Source organism: Kribbella turkmenica, assembly GCF_004348725.1.
In the GTDB taxonomy this organism is placed as follows: Bacteria; Actinomycetota; Actinomycetes; order Propionibacteriales; family Kribbellaceae; genus Kribbella; species Kribbella turkmenica.
Map to the genome: position 1 here is coordinate 1 of NZ_SMKR01000075.1, position 20,140 is coordinate 20,140.

The 20,140-nt window shown below is 69.4% G+C and carries 20 protein-coding genes; 6 read left to right on the forward strand and 14 right to left on the reverse strand.

Annotated features, from left to right (window positions below; all coding sequences use genetic code 11):
* Positions 1 to 2 precede the first annotated feature (2 nt).
* From pspAB to E1218_RS18215, 5 genes are all read right to left on the reverse strand, one after another.
* Positions 3 to 566: a PspA-associated protein PspAB gene (gene pspAB / locus E1218_RS18195; protein ID WP_132321661.1), complete on the reverse strand. Its 564-nt coding sequence runs from the start codon at positions 564 to 566 to the stop codon at positions 3 to 5.
* Positions 567 to 581: 15 nt separating this feature from the next.
* A complete protein-coding gene (htpX, locus tag E1218_RS18200; protein ID WP_132321663.1) occupies positions 582 to 1,481 on the reverse strand; it encodes a zinc metalloprotease HtpX in 900 nt (299 codons plus the stop codon).
* Between the two features lie 67 nt (positions 1,482 to 1,548).
* Positions 1,549 to 2,076: a DUF1003 domain-containing protein gene (locus E1218_RS18205; protein ID WP_132321665.1), complete on the reverse strand. Its 528-nt coding sequence runs from the start codon at positions 2,074 to 2,076 to the stop codon at positions 1,549 to 1,551.
* A complete protein-coding gene (locus tag E1218_RS18210) occupies positions 2,066 to 3,328 on the reverse strand; it encodes a magnesium transporter MgtE N-terminal domain-containing protein (protein WP_132321667.1) in 1,263 nt (420 codons plus the stop codon). The genes E1218_RS18205 and E1218_RS18210 overlap by 11 nt, the downstream gene beginning before the upstream one ends.
* A 110-nt stretch (positions 3,329 to 3,438) precedes the next feature.
* Positions 3,439 to 3,948, reverse strand: coding sequence for a hypothetical protein (locus E1218_RS18215; RefSeq protein WP_233712303.1), 510 nt, complete (start codon positions 3,946 to 3,948; stop codon positions 3,439 to 3,441).
* Between the two features lie 119 nt (positions 3,949 to 4,067).
* Between E1218_RS18215 and E1218_RS18220 the strand changes: the two genes are divergently transcribed.
* Positions 4,068 to 5,045, forward strand: a complete 978-nt coding sequence (locus E1218_RS18220; protein WP_132321671.1) for an HpcH/HpaI aldolase/citrate lyase family protein — start codon at positions 4,068 to 4,070, stop codon at positions 5,043 to 5,045.
* On the opposite strand, the gene E1218_RS18225 is transcribed toward E1218_RS18220, so the two are convergent.
* Both E1218_RS18225 and E1218_RS18230 read right to left on the reverse strand, forming a co-directional pair.
* A complete protein-coding gene (locus E1218_RS18225) occupies positions 5,042 to 5,659 on the reverse strand; it encodes a VOC family protein (protein WP_132321673.1) in 618 nt (205 codons plus the stop codon). The genes E1218_RS18220 and E1218_RS18225 overlap by 4 nt on opposite strands.
* Positions 5,660 to 5,707: 48 nt before the next feature.
* Positions 5,708 to 6,370 carry a peptidylprolyl isomerase gene (locus E1218_RS18230; RefSeq protein ID WP_132321675.1) on the reverse strand — a complete coding sequence of 221 codons (663 nt, stop codon included), beginning with the start codon at positions 6,368 to 6,370 and terminating at the stop codon, positions 5,708 to 5,710.
* A 120-nt stretch (positions 6,371 to 6,490) separates the two neighbouring features.
* Between E1218_RS18230 and E1218_RS18235 the strand changes: the two genes are divergently transcribed.
* Positions 6,491 to 7,978 (forward strand): serine/threonine-protein kinase, encoded by a 1,488-nt coding sequence (locus E1218_RS18235; protein ID WP_132321677.1) that lies wholly within the window; start codon positions 6,491 to 6,493, stop codon positions 7,976 to 7,978.
* A gap of 111 nt (positions 7,979 to 8,089) precedes the next feature.
* Positions 8,090 to 9,280 carry an acyl-CoA dehydrogenase family protein gene (locus E1218_RS18240; protein WP_132321679.1) on the forward strand — a complete coding sequence of 397 codons (1,191 nt, stop codon included), beginning with the start codon at positions 8,090 to 8,092 and terminating at the stop codon, positions 9,278 to 9,280.
* Between the two features lie 80 nt (positions 9,281 to 9,360).
* Here the strand turns inward: E1218_RS18240 and E1218_RS18245 are convergent, their stop codons facing one another.
* Positions 9,361 to 10,392: a helix-turn-helix domain-containing protein gene (locus E1218_RS18245; RefSeq protein WP_233712304.1), complete on the reverse strand. Its 1,032-nt coding sequence runs from the start codon at positions 10,390 to 10,392 to the stop codon at positions 9,361 to 9,363.
* 185 nt (positions 10,393 to 10,577) lie between these two features.
* Complete coding sequence (locus E1218_RS18250; RefSeq protein ID WP_132321683.1) at positions 10,578 to 11,684, reverse strand: magnesium and cobalt transport protein CorA; 1,107 nt, start codon at positions 11,682 to 11,684, stop codon at positions 10,578 to 10,580.
* A 76-nt stretch (positions 11,685 to 11,760) separates the two neighbouring features.
* Between E1218_RS18250 and E1218_RS18255 the strand changes: the two genes are divergently transcribed.
* Together E1218_RS18255 and E1218_RS18260 are read left to right on the forward strand one after the other, a co-directional pair.
* Positions 11,761 to 12,306, forward strand: a complete 546-nt coding sequence (locus E1218_RS18255) for a general stress protein (RefSeq protein ID WP_132321685.1) — start codon at positions 11,761 to 11,763, stop codon at positions 12,304 to 12,306.
* Positions 12,307 to 12,408: 102 nt separating this feature from the next.
* On the forward strand, positions 12,409 to 12,939 hold the full coding sequence (locus E1218_RS18260) for a MaoC family dehydratase (protein WP_325052845.1): 531 nt from the start codon (positions 12,409 to 12,411) through the stop codon (positions 12,937 to 12,939).
* Positions 12,940 to 13,052: 113 nt separating this feature from the next.
* Here the strand turns inward: E1218_RS18260 and E1218_RS18265 are convergent, their stop codons facing one another.
* From E1218_RS18265 to E1218_RS18280, 4 genes are read right to left on the reverse strand one after another with little or no spacing between them, the layout of a single operon-like run.
* Entirely contained in the window at positions 13,053 to 14,345 is a 1,293-nt protein-coding gene (locus E1218_RS18265) for an alpha-L-fucosidase (RefSeq protein WP_132321689.1), read from the reverse strand.
* Between the two features lie 18 nt (positions 14,346 to 14,363).
* Complete coding sequence (locus E1218_RS18270; protein WP_132321691.1) at positions 14,364 to 15,224, reverse strand: carbohydrate ABC transporter permease; 861 nt, start codon at positions 15,222 to 15,224, stop codon at positions 14,364 to 14,366.
* The gene (locus tag E1218_RS18275; RefSeq protein WP_132321693.1) at positions 15,214 to 16,161 is read right to left on the reverse strand and encodes a carbohydrate ABC transporter permease; all 948 of its coding nucleotides are present in this window, start codon (positions 16,159 to 16,161) and stop codon (positions 15,214 to 15,216) included. The genes E1218_RS18270 and E1218_RS18275 overlap by 11 nt, the downstream gene beginning before the upstream one ends.
* The gene (locus E1218_RS18280) at positions 16,161 to 17,435 is read right to left on the reverse strand and encodes an ABC transporter substrate-binding protein (protein WP_132321695.1); all 1,275 of its coding nucleotides are present in this window, start codon (positions 17,433 to 17,435) and stop codon (positions 16,161 to 16,163) included. The genes E1218_RS18275 and E1218_RS18280 overlap by 1 nt, the downstream gene beginning before the upstream one ends.
* Before the next feature lie 192 nt (positions 17,436 to 17,627).
* On the opposite strand from E1218_RS18280, the gene E1218_RS18285 reads away from it, so the two are divergent.
* Positions 17,628 to 18,392 carry a FadR/GntR family transcriptional regulator gene (locus E1218_RS18285; protein WP_132321697.1) on the forward strand — a complete coding sequence of 255 codons (765 nt, stop codon included), beginning with the start codon at positions 17,628 to 17,630 and terminating at the stop codon, positions 18,390 to 18,392.
* Here the strand turns inward: E1218_RS18285 and E1218_RS18290 are convergent.
* Positions 18,295 to 20,130: a GH39 family glycosyl hydrolase gene (locus tag E1218_RS18290; protein ID WP_132321699.1), complete on the reverse strand. Its 1,836-nt coding sequence runs from the start codon at positions 20,128 to 20,130 to the stop codon at positions 18,295 to 18,297. The genes E1218_RS18285 and E1218_RS18290 overlap by 98 nt on opposite strands.
* Positions 20,131 to 20,140: the final 10 nt, after the last annotated feature.

Sequence of the window (20,140 nt, forward strand, 5' to 3'; positions counted from 1 at the left end):
GGTTAGAGGCCGGGGGCGCCGTAGATGGGGAACCAGCGGCTCAGGTCGGCCTCGAAGCGGAGGTCGGTGCCGATGATCGACCTGACCTGCAGCTCGGTGGCGTTGTCGCGGCGGTCCGCCCCGACCGGGACGAACGGGTACCACGACCCGCGCTTGTAGAGATACACGAGGCCGAGTGACTTGGTGCCGTTGGTGAACGCGACCAGCGTGCACAGCAGCGCCGAGCCGAATCCGGCGTCGACGAGTGAGGTGTTGACCGCGTGCAGGTCGGTGACCAGGCCTCCGAGGTCGTCGGGTGAGGTCTCCCGGACCAGCCAGGTGAACCCGTACGAGTCGGTGTGGCTGGTGAACTTGTCGCCGTCGAGCGCGAGCAGCTTGTCGACCTCCGCGCGCAACGCCGAGAACCCGCCGCCCTCGGCGGTCTTGAAGCACACGGAACCGCTGCCGGTCGCCTGGTAGCCGGCCGCGGTGTCCAGCGTGATCGCGGCCGACGGGAGGGCGAACAGCTGGTCGAGGTTCGGCGGGACGGCTTTGCTCCGGCCGAGCAGGATGTCGAGAAGGCCCATGACCCCAATCCTGCGCTACGCCTGCTCGCCGAGCTCGCGTGACAGCACGCCGAGCCGGTCGAGGCGGGTCTCCAGCGGCGGGTGCGTGGAGAACAGCGAGGACAGGCTGGCGCCCTTGCCGGAGATCGCCGGCGCGAAGAAGAACGCGTTGAACGCCTCCGCCTGGCGCAGGTCGCGTGACGGTATCCGGGCGATGTCCCCGCTGATCTTGGTCAGCGCCGAGGCCAGCGCCGACGGCCTGCCGGTGAGCATGGCACCGGCCCGGTCGGCGGCGAGCTCGCGGTAGCGCGACAGCGCCCGGGTCAGCAGGAACGAGATCGCGTAGACGGCGACCGACACCAGGATGACGGTCAGCACGACCACGGCGGCGTTCTGGTCGCGGTTGCGGCTCAGTCCGCCGTACAGGCCGAAGCGGGTGATCAGGCCGGCGAGTACGCCGAGGAACGACGCGATCGTCATCACCGCGACGTCGCGGTGGGCGACGTGGGACAGCTCGTGCGACAGCACGCCCTCGAGCTCGTCGGCGTCGAGCCGGCGCATGATCCCGGTGGTCACGCAGACGACCGCGTTCTTCGGGTTGCGCCCGGTGGCGAACGCGTTCGGCAGGTCGACGTCGGCGATCGCGACCCGCGGCTTCGGCATGTCGGCGAGCGCGCACAGCCGGTCGATCGCGCCGTGCAGCTGCGGCGCCTCCTCCGGTGTGACGATCCGCCCGCGCATCGCGTACAGCGCGATCCGGTCCGAGAACCAGTACTGCACGAACAGCGCCCCGCCCGCGATCAGGACTGCCAGTACGGCGCTTTCCGTCAGCGCGATCAGCAGCGCGACGAAGCCGACGTACAGCAGGCCGAGCAGGAAACTGGTGACCAGCATCCGGCGGGACAAGCCGCGATCAGGCGCGAACCGAGTTTTCATGGGCACGTCCTTCCTCACCTGGTAGCGAGCGTAGCTCGACCCGGAAGCGGCGGAGCCTCGATCCTGGCTAGACCCGGTCGTCCTCGCGGGTGTCCAGATCGGCGAGCAGCGAGCGCAGCTCCGAGCGGAGGAAGTCGCGGGTGGCGACCTCGCCGACGGCCATCCGCAGCGACGCCATCTCCCGGGCCAGGAACTCCATGTCCGCCCGGGTGCGCGCGTCGACGTCGCGGTCGCGTTCGTACTGGACCCGGTCGCGGGCCTCCTGCCGGTTCTGCGCGAGCAGGATGAGCGGAGCGGCGTACGACGCCTGCAGGCTGAGCGCCAGCGTGAGGAAGATGAACGGGTACTCGTCGAACCGCAGACCGGCCGGCGCGAAGATGTTCCAGGCGACCCAGAACAGGATCGTCCCGGTCATGTAGACCAGGAAGTGCCCGGTGCCGAGGAAGCGCGCGATCCGCTCCGACAACCGTCCGAACGCGTCGGCGTCGTACGCGGCGCGCCGGACGATGGTGCGGCGCAGCTCGCGCGGTATGTCCAGCCGGTTGGTGCTGCGAAGCAGTCGGCGGTCGTCGGCGATGCGGTCGTCACGTGGCATGGCGGTCCACCTCCTGCTGTTCGGATTCGCGCCAGTCCGCAGGGAGCAGATGGTCGAGTACGTCGTCGACGGTCACCGCTCCGAGCAGCCGGCCTTCGTCGTCCAAGACCGGTGCGGCCACCAGGTTGTAGGTCGCGAGGTACCTGCTCACGGCATGCAGACTGTCGTCCGGCCGCAGCCCGTCCAGGTCCGTGTCCAGTACGGCGGACACGAGCTCGGACGGTGGTTCGCGCAGGAGCCGCTGGATGTGGCCGACGCCGATGAACCGCCCGGTGGGGGTCTCCAGCGGGGGTCGGCAGACGTAGATCATCGCCGCCAGTGCGGGACTCAGCTCCGCGTTGCGGACCTGCGCCAGCGCATCCGCGACGGTCGCGTCGGCCGGCAGGATCACCGGCTCCGACGTCATCAGTCCGCCGGCAGTGCGTTCCTCGTACGTCAGCAGCCGACGTACGTCCTCCGCCTCCTCCGGCTCCATCAACGTCAGCAGGCGCTCGGCGGTGTCGGTCGGGAGCTCGGCGATCAGGTCGGCCGCGTCGTCCGGGGACATCACCTCGAGCACGTCCGCGGCCCGCTCGGTGTCCAGACCGGCCAGGATCTCCACCTGGTCGTCCTCGGGCAGCTCCTCGAGGACGTCGGCCAGCCGCTCGTCGTTCAGCGCGGCCGCGATCTCCTTGCGGCGCTTGGGGGAGAGGTCGTGCAGGACGCCGGCCAGGTCGGCAGCCTTCATCGACTCGAACGCGGCCAGGATGTGGGTCGCGCCCTGACCCTCCTCGACCTGGGCGAAGCCGTTCACGTCGGTCCAGTCGAGCACGTGGGACTGCCCCCGCCGCCGGAATCGCTTGCCACCTTCGCGGACCGCCACCTTGGACATCACCCAGTCGCGCGTCCGCCACTGCTCCATGGCCATGTCGAACACGACCGCGGTCGCACCGGTCTCGCGGATGGTGACCGTGCGGTCCAGTAGCTCGCCGAGCACCAGGACCTCGGTCGCCCGCTGCTCGAACCGGCGCATGTTCACCAGACCGGTGGTGATCACGTGCCCGGCGTCCACGGACGTCACCCGGGTCATCGGCAGAAAGATGCGCCGCCGGGTGAACACCTCCACGACCAGCCCGAGCACCCGCGGCGGCTGGGTCCCCGGCCGCAGCATCACTACGACGTCGCGCACCTTGCCGACCTGGTCCCCGTTCGGGTCGTACACCGGGAGACCAGCCAGCCGTGCGACGTAAACACGCGACGGTGAGCCACTCATCCGCGTCCTCGCTTCGCTGCGGGCGCGGATGCGCAGCAGGCCTCGCTGTGCCCGATGATGAACTCGCTGCGCTCGTTCATGTTCGAAGGCTAACCCGCCGGCGCGCACTCTCAGCTAAGGCGCGGGCGGCGGCGGATCCGGCGGTGCAGGGTGACCGGTGGCTTGCCGCGGGTGGTCGCGGGCGTCCCGGCCGGTGCCTCGGCCCGCGGGCTGGCGTCGTACCGCCCGGCGGCCTCGGTGATCTCACCGGTGGGCTCCAGGACGAGCAGGTCGGCCTCGGTCCGCCAACGGTCGAGTTGCCTGTCCAGCTCGGCCGCGTTGAGGCGTTCGGTCCGCAGTACCTGGGCGGCCGCGGTCCACTCCTCGGTGCCTGGCTCCAGCCGTCGTACTGTCGCCTTCCAGCTCGCCAGCCGGTTGGTGGCGGGCTTGGCCGGTACGACGACCTCGGCGGAGCCGGCCGCGGCCAGTCTGGGCAGCGGCTGCTCAGCACCTTCGGCCGCGTCCGCGAGGACGACGTACCGGCCGTCGACAGTGGCGAACCACGCGGGGGCCGGGCGGCCGCCGTCCCACGACAGCCAGACGAGGCCCGCCTTCTTCATGACGGCGGCGATCTCCGTCACAGCCGACTCCATGTCCACCGCCCAAGAGTGTCACAGTGAGCGATGTCACCGGGCGGGACGCGTGTGTTTCGCCGTACGCTGCCGGTGACCGGTGAGTAACCGAGTGGAGGTCCCCCGAAATGACGGAACAGGTTCTGCGCAGCCGGCGCTCGTGTCTGGCGACTCCGGGGTCGAACCCGCGGTTCCTGGCCAAGGCGAAGGGACTGGACGCGGACCAGGTGTTCCTGGACCTGGAGGACTCGGTCGCTCCGATCGCCAAGGTGGACGCGCGCAAGAACGTCGTCGCCGCGCTGAACGAGGGCGGCTGGGGCAGCAAGCTCCGTGTGGTCCGGGTGAACGACTGGACCACCGAGTGGACCTACGCCGACGTGATCGAGGTCGTCTCCGGCGCCGGCGCGAACCTGGACTGCATCATGCTGCCGAAGGTGCAGACCGCCGAGCAGGTGGTCGCGCTCGACCTGCTGCTGACCCAGCTGGAGAAGGTGCACGGTCTGGAGGCCGGCCGGATCGGGATCGAGGCGCAGATCGAGAACGCCCTCGGCCTGACCAACGTGAACGCGATCGCGCAGGCCTCGCCGCGGGTGGAGACGATCATCTTCGGCCCGGCCGACTTCATGGCGTCGATCAACATGAAGTCGCTGGTGGTCGGCGAGCAGCCGCCCGGGTACGACGTCGGCGACGCCTACCACTACATCCTGATGCAGATCCTGATGGCGGCCCGGGCGCACGGGAAGCAGGCGATCGACGGGCCGTACCTGCAGATCAAGGACGTCGACGGGTTCCGCCGGGTGGCGGGCCGGTCGGCCGCGCTCGGGTTCGACGGCAAGTGGGTGCTGCACCCGGACCAGATCGCCGCCGCGAACGAGGTGTACTCGCCGCGCCAGGAGGACTACGACCACGCCGAGAACATCCTCGACGCCTACGACCACTACACCTCGGCGGCCGGCGGTGCCCGCGGCGCGGTGATGCTCGGCGACGAGATGATCGACGAGGCGTCCCGCAAGATGGCGCTCGTCATCTCCGCCAAGGGCCGCGCCGCCGGCATGACCCGCACCGACATCTGGCAGCCGCCGGCCGACCAGGGCGCGGCCGGCTAACGGACGCGCGCCATGATCGCGAGCAGGTGACCGTCGGGGTCGGGGAAGAACGCCATCCACTCCTCGACCCCGTCGTCGTGCTTGTGGATCAGGTGCGGCGCGTTCTCGAACTGCACGCCGCGTCCGCGCAGGTCGTCGTACGCGACCTGGATGTCGTCGACCTGGAAGTACAGGCACGACGGCTCGCCGCCGGCGCTCTCCTCGGTCGCGCTCAGGAACAGCCGCGTCCCGCCGCAGTCGAAGAACGCGAGATCCCCGAACGTGTACAGGTGCGGCAGGCCGAGCACCGTGCCGTAGAAGTCGACCGCCACCTGGATGTCCCGCACCGGCCGGGCGATCTGCCCGATCGCCCCGAGTCGCACCGTCATCGCCCGGCCTCCCTGTCGTCGTAACGCACTGTCCGCGGGCACGCCACGCCAGCCACGAAGCTCGGCCCGGCGGTCCAGGCCCAGCTTCAGCAAGGCGTTCGCGACGTGGAACTTGACCGCGTCGACGCTGACTCCGCGCCGGCGGGCGATCTCCCGGTTCGACAACCCGTGCCGCACCAGGTCGACCACCCGCCACTCGGCGGGGGTCAGCACGTCGGGATGCCTCGGCCGGCCGCGTGTGCCCACGACCTCACGCTAGCGCCGGGAGGGCCGGAATTACCCTCCCCCGGGACGTCAGCGCGCCCAGACCTTGTAGATCCGGATCGGCCGGACCGGCGGGCCGTCCTGGTCGGGGTCGGCTATGCCGGCCGCGACCATCCGGTCGAAGGTGGACATGCCGGCGACCACCTGGCCGAGGACGGTGTAGTTCGGCGCGATGTTGGCGAAGGAGTGGACCACGAAGAACTCGCTGCCGTTGGTCCCCGGACCCTGGTTGCCGTAAGCAACGGTCCCCCGCGGGTAGGTCTCCTGGCCGCTGACCTCGTCCGGGAACTTGTACCCCGGCCCACCTTCCTCCTGCCGGTAGATGTCACCGCACTGCAGCACCCCGAGCCGGGCCGAGTTGGTCAGCCGGAAGCACTGGGTGAAGTCGTAGAACCGGCTCTTCACCAGGTGGACGAAGTTGTGCACGCCGCAGGGCGCGTTCGTCCGGTCCATCCGGACGACGAACGGTCCATAGTTGGTCACGAAGTACACGTCGACCGTGCCCTTGGCCCGGGCGACCGGCGAGGGGAGCCGGACAGGCTTGGCGGCCGGGTTCTCCGGGGTCGGCGTGAACTTGCACTTCACCACCGGCTTCGGGTGCCGGGCCGGTGCGGGGGCAGCGGTGGCTGTCGTGGCGACCAGTGTGCTCGCGACGAGCGTGGCCGCGATCAGGGCGGTGAGTGATCGCTTCATGTGCTCAACGTAGTACTTCGATCGCTCTGTGCAGAGGTTCTTCAAGGAATCCGGCCAGAACTCGCTCTCGAACGCGTGCCTCTCCTAAGGTGTTCCGGTCCGCTGCGGAAGGTGTGTTGTGTGAACGGCGAGGTACTCGCAAATCGCTACCGGCTGCTGACCCTGCTGGGCAGAGGTGGTGCGGGTGAGGTATGGCAGGCCGAGGACACCGTGCTGGCCCGGCAGGTCGCGGTCAAGCTGCTCCGCCGGCTCGAGGGCGACCCGATGGACGCGGTCCAGCGGTTCCGGGCCGAGGCCCAGGCGGCCGCGCGGCTGATGCACCCGAACGTCGTCGCGACGTACGACGTGGGTACGGCCGACGAGCACGTGTTCCTGGTGATGGAACTCGTGTCCGGTCCGGACCTGGCCCAGCTGATGCGTACGGCGGGCTTGCCGAGCGGCAAGCTGGTCGCCGACATCGCCGCCCAGGGCGCCCGCGCACTCGACGCGGCGCATGCGGCCGGCATCGTCCACCGGGACGTGAAGCCGGGGAACCTCCTGCTCGCCCCGGACGGCACGCTCAAGATCACCGATTTCGGCATCGCGAAGGGCGCCGGCACCGAGACCACTGGTGTCGGTGTGCTGCTGGGTACGGCGTCGTACGTCTCGCCGGAGCAGGTCCGCGGACAGTCCGCCACCCCGGCCAGCGACTGGTACTCGTTCGGCTGCGTCCTCTACGAGCTCCTCACCGGTACGCCGCCGTTCACCGGACCGAACGTGGAGGCGGTGATGCGGCAACACCTGGACGCCGCTCCGGAGCCGATCCACCGGGCCGACGTGGAGGCCCCGCTCGCCGATCTCGTGCTCCAGCTCCTGGCCAAGGACCCGGCGGACCGCCCGTCGTCCGCCGCTGACGTCACTGCCTTGCTGACAGCGGCCCCGAACACCCAGGTGTTGCCGTTGCTGCCCGCGAACGACGTGCTCGCGGCCGGGAAGCGGGAGGAGGAGCCGGAGGCCACCGGGACGCACCGGGCGCCCAAGAAGGCGTTCCCGTTCGCCAAGGTGATGGTGGCCATGGCCGTCGTACTGGCTGCTGCCGTCGGCGGCCTGATGCTGCGGCAGGGCCTGGCCGGCGATCCGCCGCCCGCCGCGGCCGGCGGCACGCCATCGGTTCCGGCGGCGAAGGCGTCGGTGGCGCCGAAGCCCACGCCCGAGCCGACGCCGTCCAGGACTCCGTCGAAGAAGCCGAGCCCGAAGCCGGCGCCGACGGAGACCAAGCAGCAGAACCCGCGGGCGGCGCTGGTGCAGACGCTCCGGACGCTGGCGGCACAGGTTCGGCAGACCGAGCAGGACAGCCGGAGCAAGGCGCCGCGCGAGGCCGCCCGGGACCTCGACCAGGCGGCGGTGGCGCTGGACCACGGCAACCTCGAGTCGGCGGCGAAGAACTTCTACGACGCGCGGAAGCGGCTGGCGGAGGCGCAGCGGAACCGCCGCTGGCAGTCCACCCCGCAGATCTCGGCGATGTTCGCCGCGGTCGGCCAGGTCCTTCCCCAGCCCGGCGGCGACCACGGGGACGGCGACGGGGACGGCGACGGGGACGGGGACGGCGACCGCGACTCGGGGGAGTGAGCCACACGACCTCCGTCGGGTGGCCGGTGTCACAGCGGGTGTCACCCTCGTGCCGGGATGCTGAGAACCGCGATACTCGCGGGTAAGGCGATCGACCGCAAGGGAGCCGACATGAGCAGGTTGCAGCAGACCGACGGGCTGACCGACATCCAGGAGGAGATCCTGAAGACGGTCCGCGCGTTCGTCGAGTCGGAGATCCTCCCGGTCGCGACCGAGCTCGAGCACCGCGACGAGTACCCCACGGAGATCGTCGAGGGCCTGAAGGAGCTCGGCCTCTTCGGCCTGATGATCCCCGAGGAGTACGGCGGCCTCGGTGAGTCGCTGCTCACCTACGCGCTCTGCGTCGAGGAGATCGCCCGCGGCTGGATGAGCGTGTCCGGCATCGTCAACACGCACTTCATCGTCGCCTACATGGTGCTGCAGCACGGGACCGACGAGCAGAAGCAGAAGTACCTGCCGCGGATGGCGACCGGCGAGGTGCGCGGTGCGTTCTCGATGTCCGAGCCGGGCTGCGGGTCGGACGTGTCCGCGATCAAGACCAAGGCGGTCCGCGACGGCGACGCGTACACGGTCAACGGCCAGAAGATGTGGCTGACCAACGGCGGCTCGGCGAACCTGGTCGCCGTACTGGTGAAGACCGACGAGGGTGCGGACTCGGTCTACAAGAACATGACCACCTTCCTGGTCGAGAAGGAGCCCGGGTTCGGCGAGGTCGACAAGGGCCTGACCGTGCCGGGCAAGATCGAGAAGATGGGCTACAAGGGCGTCGACACCACCGAGCTGATCTTCGACGGCTACCGGATCGACGCCGGCCAGATCCTCGGCGGCGTACCGGGCAAGGGTTTCTACCAGATGATGGACGGCGTCGAGGTCGGCCGGGTGAACGTGGCCGCCCGCGGCTGCGGGGTGGCCCGGCGGGCGTTCGAGCTGGGGATCGCGTACGCGCAGCAGCGGGAGACGTTCGGCAAGAAGATCGCCGAACACCAGGCGGTGCTGTTCCGGCTGGCCGACATGGCGGTCAAGGTCGAGGCTGCGCACGAGCTGATGGTGAAGGCGGCCCGGAAGAAGGACGCCGGCTCCCGCAACGACTTCGAGGCCGGGGTGGCGAAGTACCTGGCCAGCGAGTACTGCGCCCAGGTCGTCGAGGACTCGTTCCGGATCCACGGCGGATACGGGTACTCCAAGGAGTACGAGATCGAGCGGCTCTACCGGGAGGCGCCGATGCTGCTGATCGGCGAGGGGACCGCGGACATCCAGCGGATGATCATCGGCCGACGGCTCCTGGAGGACTACAAGCTCTGATCCCGTCGACGAACCGGCCGGCGTGCTGGGTCGACAGGCGGGGCGGTGCCGGTCGGCCCAGGCACGCGGCGGGGCAGGGTCTAGGCGGTGGCGCGGGACTGCGGGTGGCGGATCGTGCTGGATCCCTGGCCGGAGCCGTGGCCGGACAGCAGCCAGATGCCGAGCTGGGTGATCTCGTGGCGGACCGACGCACCGGCCCGGCGGGTGGTGATCAGCCCGGCCTCCCGCAGTACCGTCGCCTGGTGGCTGGCCGCGGCCGGCGAGATCTTGCAGTGCTTGGCGAGCTCGGTCGTCGTACATCCCGCGACCGCTGCCTCCAGCGCCGCCGCACGGGTGGAGCCGAGCAGTGAGCCCAGCGGGTCGCTCGACGGGACCGCGTCCGCGGTCTGCTGCCGCAGGATGCCGGGCGCGTGGTGGATCGGGTAGACCAGGATCGGCTTCAGCTCCGGGTCACGCAGCTTGGTCGGGACCTGCCAGCAGAACGCCGACGGCTGCAGCTGGATGCCCCGGCCGTCCAGGTAGAGGTCGCGGTCGTGCATGTCCAGCACCTGCAGCACCGGCGCCACCCACTGCACCCGCGGGTGCAGCGTCGACAGCAGCCGGTCGACGCCGTACCGCGATAGTGCCTCGCTGCGGTGCGACTGGTCGGCCGACACGTGCGTCCCGATCGACTTCCAGTACGGCGCGATCGCGGCGTCGTGGTAGGTCCGGACGGCCCGGCCCAGCTTGTGCAGCGAGGTCCGCTCGCCCTTCGCCAGCTCCCGCGTCCACGGCGACACCGGCCGGTACCTGCTGAGCAGCGCGAGCTGGTCGCGGATCTGCCGGCGCGGGGTCGACAGCATCATCTCCAGCGTGGTTTCGAAGTCCGGCGCGGCCTCGGCCGGGGTGAGGAAGTCGGGCGAGTAGCCCTTGGGCGGCGTCAGCTCCAGCAGTAGGCGCGTCTGGTCCGGCGCGACCGTCGCCCGGACGTGCCGGCGCCAGTCCTCGAAGACCAGCCGGCCGTCGGAGTGCTGCAGCATGTGCAGGCTGAGCAGCACCTCCCACAGCGGGGCGGGGGTGGCGGCGACGGTGACGCGTGCGAGGTCCCTCGGCGTGAAGTGAATCCGGAGCACGGCGGGTCCTCCCTGGTGATGCCGACCACCTCGCGGCAGCCCCCGATGCCGGTCGCAGATCGTGGCGGCTCGCTGACCGAAAGCGATGGGCGCATTCAACCAAGGGCCGCGATCGCGGCACAACCGTTCGAACATTCCAAAAGCTCAGTAGTCGCTGCCGTGGCAGAAGGTTGCCAGCGCGGCGATCAGAGCCAGTGATTGCGCTTGAACAGCCGGTAGAGGACGGTGCACGCGGTGGCCATCAGCGCGAGGACGACGAAGTACGAGTACTTCAGCCGCAGCTCCGGCATGTAGTCGAAGTTCATCCCGTAGATCCCGGCGACCATCGTCGGCACCGCCAGGATCGCGACGTAGGCCGCGATCCGGCGCATGTCCTCGTTCTCCGCGACCTGCACCTGGGCGAGCCCGGCCTGCAGGATCGAGCTGAGCAGCTCGTCGAACGAGATCACCTGCTCCTTGACCCGCAGCAGGTGGTCGTCCACGTCGCGGAAGTAGTTCCTGGTCTCGTCGCTGATCAGCGGGTGCCGCAGCGTCGACAGCGCTCGCATCGGCCCGGTGAGCGGCGCCACCGCCCGCTTGAGCTCCAGCACCTCGCGCTTGAGCTGGTAGACCCGGTCGATGTTCCGCCAGCCCCGCGGGGTGAACATCTCGCTCTCGATCAGGTCGATGTCGGCCTGGACGGCGCCCGCGACCTCCAGGTACCGGTCGACCACATGGTCGGCGATCGCGTGCAGTACGGCGCCCGGACCGGCGGCCAACTGCTCCGGGTGCTGCTCCATCCGCTGCCGCAGACCGGTCAGCTCACTGTGCTCGCCGTGGCGCACGGTGACGACGAATCCCGGTCCGCAGAACACCATCACCTCACCGGACGCCACCACCTCGGACGTGGCCGTGAGATCCCCGTGCCGCACGTAGGTGACCGTTTTGAGGACTGCGAACAGTGTGTCGTCGTACTGCTCGAGCTTGGGGCGCTGGTGCGCCTCGGCGGCGTCCTCGAGGGCCAGCGGGTGCAGCCCGAACTCCTCGCCGACGACAGCCAGTTGCCGCCCGTCCGGCTGGAACAGTCCGATCCAGACGAACCCCTGACCCCGCCGGGCCCGCGAGAGCGCCTCGGTATAGGAGCTGGTCCGGGTGTCGCGGCGGCCGTCGCGGTAGAAGGCCCAGTCGACCAGAGCGCCGTCCAGCTCGCCGCTGGCGACCAGGTCGACCGGCTCCGGAGCGCCCGGGGAACGCCGGGCGAAGACGCGGCCCATCCGGCGTGTCGCGCCCAGGTCCCACCGTCGCCCGGTCATCACCGGCGAGGCTATCAAGGCGCCGTAACCAGGCGTCGGCAATGATGGGGGTGGAAGCACGTGGAGAGGAACGACGATGACCACGCAGGGCATGCCCTCGATGGACCCCCGGCCGACCGGCCTGACGATCGGGACCTATGACACCTACCGGGAGGCGCAGCGAGCTGTCGACTACCTCTCGGACGAGAAGTTCCCGGTCGAGCACACGACCATCGTCGGCAACAACCTCCGCCAGGTGGAGAAGATCACCGGCCGGCTCACCTGGGGCCGCGCGCTGACCGCGGGCCTGGCCAGCGGTGCCTGGTTCGGCCTGTTCGTCGGGCTGCTGCTGGGCCTGTTCACCAACGGCAACTGGCTGGCAGCCCTGCTGACCGGTGTCGTGCTCGGTGCCTTCTTCGGTCTGGTGTTCGGCGGCCTCGGCTACGCCCAGTCGGCCGGCCGGCGTGACTTCACCTCCCGCACCGCGGTGGTCGCCACGACGTACGACGTACTGTGCGACTTCAAGCTCGCCGAGGAGGCGCGCAACCACCTGGCCAAGCTCGCCCTCAAGGGCGAGGTCAGCCCGCGGGTGGCCGAGCAGCCGCTGCAGCAGCAGACACCCCTGCAGCAGCCGCACGACTGAGCGTCCGGGGCCGGGTGACCAAGGTCTCGCCGGATTGAGAGCTAGGCCACGCGCCGGGCTACTGCCCAGTCACGTCGTCTTTCGGCAGCATGGGCCCCGGGGATACCGGATAGGAGCCGAGAGATGCAGTTCGGGCGCAGCTACGAGGAGTTCGAGATCGGTGCGGTCTACAAGCACTGGCCGGGCAAGACGGTGACCGAGTACGACGACCACCTGTTCTGCCTGCTGACCATGAACCACCACCCGCTGCACCTGGACGCGAACTACGCCGGCGAGACCACGCAGTTCGGCAGGAACGTTGTAGTGGGCAATTACATCTACTCGATCCTGCTCGGGATGTCGGTCCCGGACGTGAGCGGCAAGGCGATCGCCAACCTGGAGATCGAGTCCCTGCGGCACGTCGCGCCCACCTTCCACGGCGACACCGTGTACGGCGAGACCGTGGTGCTGGACAAGTGGGAGTCGAAGTCCAAGGACGACCGCGGCGTCGTCTACGTGGAGACCAAGGGCTACAAGCAGGACGGCACCGTTGTCTGCCTGTTCCGCCGCAAGGTGATGGTCCCGAAGAACAGCTACCTGGAGGCGCGGGGCGGGGAGCAACCCGCGCGCCCCACCCCCGTCGACCGCGCCTAGCCAGCCTGCCGCCCCGTCTGGTTGGCTGACTCACCGCTTGCCGGGTTGGCCAACCGGATTCTGGCTGGCCAACCCACAGTCTCGTGGGTCAGCCAACCAGCTGGGACGAACGGTCAGAGGAACAGCTCGATCACCGGCACCAGGACGTCCGGACGCTGGATCGGGAGCTTCAGCGTCAGGACGTCCGGCGAGACGCCGCTCATCGTGGTGTTCTGGGCCTGCTGGTGCGGGTCGTTGACGATCCGCTTGATCTCGGACGCGTCGTTCAGCAACTGCGCGTACTTGACCTTCCCACCCAGGCCGGGCAGATGGACGTGGCCCATCGGCCAGGACAACAGGTGCAGGTAGAGCCGGTCAGCCTTCTGCGTGTACCGGCAGTCGGCCGGCGGGGTGTGCTCGCTCGGCCGGGCGCCGCGGATCGACCGCTCGTGCAGCCGCATCCACTCGCCGATCGACCTCAGCGTGGCCAGCGCCCGCGGGTCGAACTCGCCCCGCCCGGTCGGGCCCACGTTGAGCAGCAGGTTGCCGTCCTTGGAGACCGAGTCGACCAGCATCTTCACCAGCAGCTCCGGGGACTTCCAGTCCAGGTTGTCCCGGTCGTAACCCCAGCTGCCGTTGAGCGTCTGGCAGGCCTCCCACAGCACCGGCTGCCCGTCACGCGTCATCGGCCCGTCCGGCTGGTACTGCTCCGGCGTGACGAAGTCGCCCGGGATGTCCAGCCGGTCGTTGATCAGGATGTCCGGTTGCAGTTCCCGGACCATCGCCATGAGTTCCTCGGACCGCCAGTCGTCCTTGCCCTTGCCGTGCCCGTCCCGGCCGTCTGGGTACGTCCGGCCGGGGTAGGAGAAGTCGAACCACATGATGTCGACCGGGCCGTAGTTCGTCAGCAGTTCGCGCGTCTGCGCGTGCAGGTAGTCGGCGTACACCTGGATGTCGCGGCCGGCCGCCTTCGCGATCGCCTCCTCGTCGTCGCGCTGCGGATGGACGAGGTCGATCGGGAACTCCGGGTGGTGCCAGTCGATCAGCGAGTGGTAGAAGCCGACGCCGAGCCCTTCGGCCCGGCAGGCCTCCACGAACGGCCCGACCAGGTCCTTGCCCCAGGCGGTCTTCGCCACCGTGTAGTCGGAGACCGCGGAGTCCCACAGGCAGAAGCCCTCGTGGTGCTTCGTCGTCAGTACGGCGTACTTCATGCCGGCCTCGCGGGCGGCGGCGGCCCACTTCCGGGGGTCGTAGAGGTCGGGCTCGAAGTGGTCGAAGTACGGCTGGTAGTCCTCGTCGGTCAGCCGCTCGTAGTTCTTCACCCACTCGTGCCGGGCCGGCAGGGCGTAGAGGCCCCAGTGGACGAACAGGCCGAACCGCCAGTCGCGGAACTTCTCGACGGAATGCGCGGGAGGCGCGTCGGTCATCTCAACTCTCCTTCAGGGTTAGCGGCCGCCCAGGCCGGTGACGAGCAGGCCGCGGACGAGGTGTTTCTGCAACAGGACGACGAGCAGGACGGTCGGCAGCATCGCGAGCACGGACGCCGCCATCATCAGGTTCCACTGGGTGCCCTGCTGGCCGATGAACTGGGCCAGGCCGAGTGGCACGGTGCCCTTGTCCGCGACGCTGTTGACGATGATCAGCGGCCAGAGGAAGCTGCCCCAGAAGCTGATGAAGGTGAACACGGTCAGCACCGCGATCGCCGGCCGGGCCAGCGGCAGCATGATCCGCAGGAACGAACGGATCGGCCCGCAGCCGTCCACCCGGGCGGCCTCCTCCAGCTCGGCCGGGACGGTCAGGAAGAACTGCCGGAGCAGGAAGGTGCCGAACGCGGTGAACGCCCAGGGCAGGATCAGCGCCCAGTAGCTGTCCACCCACCCGAGCGACTGCATCAGCCAGTACATCGGCACGATCAGCACTTCCTGCGGGACCATCAGCGTGCCCAGGAACAGCACGAACAGTTGCTCCCGGCCCCTGAACTTCAGCCGGGCGAAGGCGTACGCCGACATGCTCGACGCGACCACCACGACCAGGGTGCCGACGACCGCGACGAACAGGCTGTTCACGAAGTACCGGCCGAACGGCGCGAACGTGAACGCGTCGGCGTAGTTCTGCCAGCGGATCTCGGAACCGAACAGCTCCGGGGTCGGCGTGAACACCTCGTCGGCCGGTTTCAGCGACGTCGAGACGGCGTACACCAGCGGACCGAGGAACAGCAGCGCGACCGCGATCAGCAGGACGTGCGAGACGCCGCTGCGGACCCTGCGGCCGACGGCGTTGGTATCAGGCGTCCCTCTATACGTCATAGTGCACCCACCGCTTCTGGCCGACGAACTGGATCGCGGTGATCCCCATGATGATCACGAACAGCACCCAGCCGGCCGCGGACGCCAGTCCCATGGTGAGGAACTGCCACCCCTGGTTGTAGACGTACATGACGATGGTCTGGGTGGACACGCCCGGTCCGCCCTGGGTCAGGATGAACGGCTGTGCGAACACCTGGAACGAGGTGATCAGCGTCATCGTGGTGGCGAAGAAGATCGACGGCGTGATCATCGGCCAGGTGACGTACCGGAACCGTTGCAGCGGTCCGGCGCCGTCGATCTGCGCCGACTCCAGCTGCGACTGCGGCACCTGGTCGAGGGCGGCGGAGAAGACCAGGAAGTTGTAGCCGAAGCCCTGCCAGATCGACATCGCCACGATCGCCGGCATCGCCCAGCTCGACGAGCCGAGGAAGTTCGGGGCGTCGACGCCGAACCAGCTCTGCATGCCGGTGTCGATCAGGCCGCCCGGCTGGAACAGCAGCCGCCAGACCATCACGTTCGCGACCATCGGGGTCATCACCGGGATGAAGAACAGCACCCGGAACGCCTGCCGGCCCCTGATCTTCGGGCCCAGCCAGACCGCGAGGCCGAGCGAGACGACCACGTTCAGCGGCACGTAGAGCACCACGAACAGCGCGGTGTTCAGCACCACCCGGCGGAACACCGGATCGTTCAGCAGGTGGGTGTAGTTGTCGATGCCGAGGAACGTGCGCTCGCCGAACACCGGCCAGTCGAACAGGCTGATCCCGAGCGCCATCACCGTCGGGAACAGCGTGAACAGGGCCAGTCCGGCCAGGCTCGGGGCCAGGAACAGCCCGGCGTACCGGCCGTCCCGCCGCAGCGCCGGCCGGCGCCCCGCCGGAGCGGCACCCGCAGGCGCGCCCGGCGGAGCGGCGGTGGGGGTGTTCAGGCTGACCATTACGACCCTGCGCCCGCCTGGTCCTGGATGGTCTTCAGGGCCTGGTCCGGCGGGATCTCGCCGTTCAGCGCCTGGGTGCCGAAGCGGTTGAGCAGGTCGGCCACCTGGACCCAGTTCTTCGAGGTCACCAGCGGGATGGAGTTCTCCGACGCGTAGTCCAGCGTCTCCTTGGCGCCGTCGATCTTGGCCGCGGCGAACCACGCGTCGTGGGCGGCCGTGCGGGCCGGGTACGCCCGGCCGGCGGCGGCCAGCGTGGTCAGCGGCTTCTCACCGGTCATCGACATGATCGCCTTGAAGGCCGCGTCCGGTGACTTACAGGACCGGGAGATGCCGAACCCGGAGCCGGCGGTGTAGGTCTTGGATCCGTCCGGCCCGGCCGGGATCGGCGCGACGCCGACCTGGAACTTGGCCTTGCCCTTGGTGTCGATCAGCGACCACGGCCCGTTCAGCTGCATCGCCGACTTGCCGGAGACGAACTGGGTGGTCTCGAAGTCGGTGCTGCCGGACGGCACCTGCGGGGCGAACTTGTCGGTGCGGACGAAGTCGGCGTACCCCTCGAAGCCCTCGACGAACTTCTGGTCGGTGAGCGCGAGCTTGCCGTCGGCGAGCGGCTCCGCGCCGGTCTGCGTCCGGACCCAGGCCGCCACGCCGAGGTCGCCGGGAGTCGTCACCAGACCGGTGCGGCCGGCGCCCGTCAGCTTCTTCGCCGCCGCCTTGAACTCGTCCATCGTCCAGCCCGGCTTCGGCTCGGCCACGCCGGCGGCCTCGAACAGGTCTTTGTTGTAGAAGATCACCATCGGGCCGGAGTCGTACGGGATCGCGATCTGCTTCCCGTCGGCCTTCAGCCCCTCCATGATCGGCTTGTCGAACTCCTCGGTCTTCAGCCCGTACTTCTGCATCAGCTCGTCCAGGGGGAGCATGGCGTTCGCGTACGACGCCAGCCGCAGGCTCTGCATGCCGATGATGCACGGGGCCTTGCCGCTGGCCAGCAGGGTGCCGATCTTGGCCCAGTAGTTGTTCCAGTCGGTGCCCTGGAGCTTGACGGTGATGCCGGGGTTGTCGGTGGTGGCCTGGTCGGCGACCTTCTGCCAGGCCGCCTGGTCCTCGGTGCCGCCGACCCAGAACGACCACGTGAGGTCGGCCTTGTCGGCAGATCCGGAGCCGTCGCCACTCCCGCTGCCGTCGTTGCCCCCGCACGCGGCCACAGCGGTGAGGGCGAGGGCCGACAGGGTGGCGATCGCCCAGCGGCGGGCCCGCGCTGGTGTTCGGTACATCCTGACCTCCAGGGAAACCTTGAAATTGCTAGTGATTCATCCGATCTATATGCCGTCCTCTTGACATGAGTCAACAGCTCGTGGCCTTATTTCAGGGAACAAAGTGCGGTTCGAGCGAGAAATCGCACTCAGACATCCGATGTGTCTGGACAGGACATCGGATGTTTCCAGCGGCCGGGACAGGAGGTGTGCGTGCGGGTCACCGACGAGGCGATCGACCGGATCAAGCAGATGATCGTGACCGGCGAGCTGCGGCCCGGCGACCGGCTGCCGCGCGAGCCGGACCTGGCCGCGCGGCTGGGCCTGTCCCGGAGCTCACTGCGGGAGGCGGTCAAGGCACTCGCGCTGATCCGGGTGCTCGAGGTCCGTCAGGGCGACGGTACCTTCGTGACGAGCCTCGACCCGGCCCTGCTGATGGAGACGATGGGCTTCGTCCTCGACCTGCACCAGGACGCCTCGGTGCTGGAGTTCTTCGAGGTACGGCGGATCCTCGAGCCGGCCGCGGCCGCGCGGGCCGCCCTGCGGATGGCCGACGAGGACATCGCCGCACTGCGCAAACTGCTCGACGAGCTAGGTCCGGAGCCGTCGGTGGAGGACCTGCTCGCGAGCGACGTGGAGTTCCACCGGCTGCTCGCGGTCGGCAGCGGCAACCGTGCGCTCGCCTCGATCATCGACAGCCTGCGCCAGCCCACCTACCGGGCCCGGATCTGGCGCGGCATGACCCAGAACGACGCCGTCGCCCGGACGCTGGCCGAGCACCGGGCGATCCTCGACGCGATCGAGGGGCGCGAGCCGGAGGTGGCCAGGGCCTGGGCGACGGTGCACATCGCTGGCGTCGAACGCTGGATCCAGGAAGCGGTCAATCTCGACGACGTGGCGCCAGCTCCACCAGGACGGCGGAAGGCATCGGCAACGTCAGCTCGAGTGCTGAGCCGTTCCACTCCAGCGGAGTACTGACGAGCCGGCTGCGTTCGGCCAGTTCGGAGAGCTGTTCGTCGGTCGGCCAGTCGCCGAGCCCGAGCTCGGCGGCCGCGGTCGCCACGTCGCCGGCCCCGATGCCCAGCGTGGTCGCCGTCGCCTGCCAGGACGGATCCACGCCGGGCAGCTCGACGTGGACCGTCCTGGACAGCTCGGGGGCGCCGTCCGCCTTCGTCTGGTCGAGGGTGAGATTCCACAGCAGTACGGCGACCCGCTCGTCGTCACGGGACGCCCACGCCTCCACCAGGCTCCCGCCGCCGTCACCGGTCAGTGTCACCGGCAGCTCGACCGGACCGAGTCGGCTCAGCAGGCTCATCGCGTGGTACCGCGGTTTCGCCAGTCCACCGACGGTCTGCAGGCCGAAGCCGCCGTGCAGCAACCGCGGCGGGCGGCCGAGCTCCTCGAAGTGGTCCGACGCGACCCAGTAGGCCAGCGCGTCCACCCGCCCGGCCGCGGACCGCATCCCGCGCAGCAGGAACACCCCGGCGAACACCGAGTCGTTGATCGGGTTGAAGTGCGTCGGCGTCACCCCCCACTCGGTCCACAGGATCCGCGCGTCCCCGAACCCGTGCCGCTCCATCGAGGCCCGGACGTCGAGCGGCGGACTCCCGTAGGTGTGCGTGGACACGAAGTCCACCGGGGTGCCGTGCGCGGCCGCGTGCGCCAGCAGGTCGTCGACCCACCCGGCCGCGGCCGACGAAGGCCCGCCGATCGCGAGCCGGGCGTCCACCGCCTTCACCGCCGCCGCGGTGGCGTCGTACAGATGGAGCCATTCGGCCTTGGTGCCGGACCAGAAGACCTCCAGGTTGGCCTCGTTCCAGACCTCGAAGTCCCAGGTGAGCACCTCGTCGAGCCCGTACCGCTCGACCAGGTGCCGCACCAGAGCGCGGACCAGGTCGTGCCAGCGCTCGTACGACGTCGGCGGCGAGATGATCGCGCCGTAGGCGAACACTGTCCTGGACGGGTCACTGGCCAGGTCGCGCGGCATGAACCCGAGCTCGACCACCGGCCGCAGCCCGATCGCCAGCACCTTGTCGTAGATCGCGTCCACGACGGTGAAGTCGTACGACGGCTCGCCGTCGACCTCGGTGTAGACCCGGGTGTCGTCGTGGAAGATCGCGTGCGCCCGGACGGTCCGGACCCCGATCTCGTCGTGCATCCGGCGCAGCGCCTGTTCGAGCTCGGCGCCGATCTCGTGACCACCGCTGCGGTCCGTACAGAGCAGTTGACTCAGCCGCTCGCTACCGACCATCGGCACCCACGGCTTGGCCAGCTCGATGCCTTCGGCAACCGCGTCGACGGTCACCGACACCACCGGGACCGTGCCGTCGGCAACCAGCGGGACCGCGCCGACGACCGCACTCGGCCGGCCGGCCACGGTCACCTCGGGAACGCTCGCGACGGCGTACCGGTACGGCGTCCCCGGGGTGCACGTGGTGTCGACGTATGGCGGTGCCGGGACCGAGAGGACGTCGCCGCTGTGGTGGTCGACGGACTCGAGCGGACCGTGGTCACCTGTCCCGCGCAGGACCAGGTAGCCGACCGCGCCGTCCACCGGGGACCAGTCGATGGTGACCTGACCGGCGCCACCGACAGCGGTGACCTCCTTGGGCGGGGCGAGGTCCGGGAAGACGAACTCCCGTTCCTCGTCGCTGCGGACCGCGATCCTGCCCTCCCAATCGGTTCTAGCCCGGTCGGTTTCGGCGTCATGCTGCATGAAATTCGCT

Coding starts and splice junctions, on each gene's coding strand:
- E1218_RS18275 (WP_132321693.1), bottom strand. CDS start 16,161: ATGGTCAGCCTGAACACCCCCACCGCCGCTCCGCCGGGCGCGCCTGCG.
- E1218_RS18290 (WP_132321699.1), bottom strand. CDS start 20,130: ATGCAGCATGACGCCGAAACCGACCGGGCTAGAACCGATTGGGAGGGC.
- E1218_RS18205 (WP_132321665.1), bottom strand. CDS start 2,076: ATGCCACGTGACGACCGCATCGCCGACGACCGCCGACTGCTTCGCAGC.
- E1218_RS18240 (WP_132321679.1), top strand. CDS start 8,090: ATGAGCAGGTTGCAGCAGACCGACGGGCTGACCGACATCCAGGAGGAG.
- E1218_RS18270 (WP_132321691.1), bottom strand. CDS start 15,224: ATGACGTATAGAGGGACGCCTGATACCAACGCCGTCGGCCGCAGGGTC.
- htpX (WP_132321663.1), bottom strand. CDS start 1,481: ATGAAAACTCGGTTCGCGCCTGATCGCGGCTTGTCCCGCCGGATGCTG.
- E1218_RS18255 (WP_132321685.1), top strand. CDS start 11,761: ATGACCACGCAGGGCATGCCCTCGATGGACCCCCGGCCGACCGGCCTG.
- E1218_RS18250 (WP_132321683.1), bottom strand. CDS start 11,684: ATGACCGGGCGACGGTGGGACCTGGGCGCGACACGCCGGATGGGCCGC.
- E1218_RS18210 (WP_132321667.1), bottom strand. CDS start 3,328: ATGAGTGGCTCACCGTCGCGTGTTTACGTCGCACGGCTGGCTGGTCTC.
- pspAB (WP_132321661.1), bottom strand. CDS start 566: ATGGGCCTTCTCGACATCCTGCTCGGCCGGAGCAAAGCCGTCCCGCCG.
- E1218_RS18265 (WP_132321689.1), bottom strand. CDS start 14,345: ATGACCGACGCGCCTCCCGCGCATTCCGTCGAGAAGTTCCGCGACTGG.
- E1218_RS18220 (WP_132321671.1), top strand. CDS start 4,068: ATGACGGAACAGGTTCTGCGCAGCCGGCGCTCGTGTCTGGCGACTCCG.
- E1218_RS18230 (WP_132321675.1), bottom strand. CDS start 6,370: ATGAAGCGATCACTCACCGCCCTGATCGCGGCCACGCTCGTCGCGAGC.
- E1218_RS18280 (WP_132321695.1), bottom strand. CDS start 17,435: ATGTACCGAACACCAGCGCGGGCCCGCCGCTGGGCGATCGCCACCCTG.